Annotated in this window: 3 protein-coding genes; all 3 read right to left on the bottom strand. The window is 60.9% G+C overall.

What is annotated here, in order from left to right:
• Positions 1-426, bottom strand: a 426-nt coding sequence (locus tag GXX82_13825) for an isochorismatase family protein (protein NLT24116.1), incomplete at its 3' end; no start/stop codon positions are given.
• 24 nt (positions 427-450) lie between these two features.
• Positions 451-1,335, bottom strand: a complete 885-nt coding sequence (sucD, locus tag GXX82_13820; protein NLT24115.1) for a succinate--CoA ligase subunit alpha — start codon at positions 1,333-1,335, stop codon at positions 451-453.
• Between the two features lie 48 nt (positions 1,336-1,383).
• The coding region (gene sucC, locus GXX82_13815) for a succinate--CoA ligase subunit beta (GenBank protein NLT24114.1) at positions 1,384-1,533 on the bottom strand (150 nt) is incomplete at its 5' end.

The raw sequence follows: 1,533 nt of genomic DNA, 5'->3' as shown, positions 1-1,533 counted from the left end.
GCCCCGCTCCTTCAGTATCCTCTCAAGGTCCGTCCCCAAAAACTTGTCGGGGCCCGATGTGACCGAAGGCTCACCGGGCCTTGCCGCAAGCGCGGCAGCGACATCCCCGATCGACGAACCCGCCGTCAGGCTGTACACAACGGCGACCTTGCTCCCGCGGGCCCTTTGCGCCAGTTTCGCCACGGCAGGGATCGACGCTATGCAGCGGGGCCGCCGTTCGTTGTTGCAGACCTGCTTATTGAAATCAAGGAGAAGGAGAGCCGTGGTGGCACTGTCGAGGGTCAGGGCCTTAAGCTCGGGGGCCGAAGGGGTCTTCACCTCTTTCCAGACGTCGATGACCGTCTCGCCCGTCGCCGTCCCGGCACCGGTGATGCACACCGCGCACAGTAACGATACGATCCACCAGTGGAACCTGTTGCTTCTCATGGCACCCTCCCTGTCCTTTGACGCTTACCGCCCGCTTGAACGGGACAGGACGCCGGAAAGGGTTTCACCGACACGGGCCGGGTCCTTCACCACGGCGATCCCTGCCCTTTCAAGCGCATCTATCTTCTGCGCCGCCGTCCCGGTGCCACCGGATACGATGGCACCGGCATGGCCCATCCGCCTTCCCGGCGGAGCGGTCATTCCGGCGATGAAAGCAACCACGGGCTTCGTCATGTGTTCCCGAAAATATTCCGCCGCCTTCTCCTCGGCCGTACCTCCGATCTCCCCTATGATCACGACCGCGTCAGTGCCGTCATCGTGCTGGAACATCTCGAGGATGTCCACAAAGCTGAGGCCTGTGACGGGGTCGCCTCCGATGCCTACGCACGTCGATTGGCCGATCCCCTTCTTCGTGAGCTGATCGACCACCTCATACGTCAGAGTACCGCTGCGGGACACTACACCGACGCGTCCGGGCAGATGTATGTATCCTGCCATAACCCCTATCTTGCAGCTCCCGGGACTGATCATCCCCGGGGTGTTCGGACCTATGAGACGTACATCCTTCCCTTTCATATATTGTCTGACGGCTATCATGTCAAGCGTCGGTATGCCCTCCGTCAGGCACACGACCGTTCCTATTCCCGCTTCTACCGCCTCCATGACGGCATCCCCGGCGAACCGGGGAGGCACGAAGATCGCCGAAGCGTTGGCACCCGTCGCCCGGGCCGCATCCCGGACAGTGTTGAAGATGGGAACACCATCAAGAGACTCCCCCGCCTTCCCCGGCGTCACCCCCGCCACAACCCTGGTCCCGTACGCGACCATCTGCGCGGTGTGAAAAGCGCCCTCTTTACCGGTGATTCCCTGGACGATGACTGTGGTATCGTTGTCGATGAGTATGCTCATGAGAAAACCTTTTCAGAAGAAGGATAGGACCAATAGGAGAGATAGGACCTATTTTCCTATTCGTCCTATTCTCCTTGCCGTTTCCCCCACCTTTTTCGCCGCGTCCGCGAGGTCCGTTGCCACCGCAAAGCTGAGGCCCGATCCCGCAAGTATCCTTCTGCCCTCTTCCACATTCGTGCCTTCCAGCCGGACGACGAT

Origin of the sequence: Syntrophorhabdus sp., from assembly GCA_012719415.1 — a bacterium.
Classification (GTDB): domain Bacteria; phylum Desulfobacterota; class Syntrophorhabdia; order Syntrophorhabdales; family Syntrophorhabdaceae; genus Delta-02.
The sequence above is the reverse complement of the archived record's forward strand: the minus strand, read 5'-3'. Positions and strand labels throughout refer to the sequence as shown.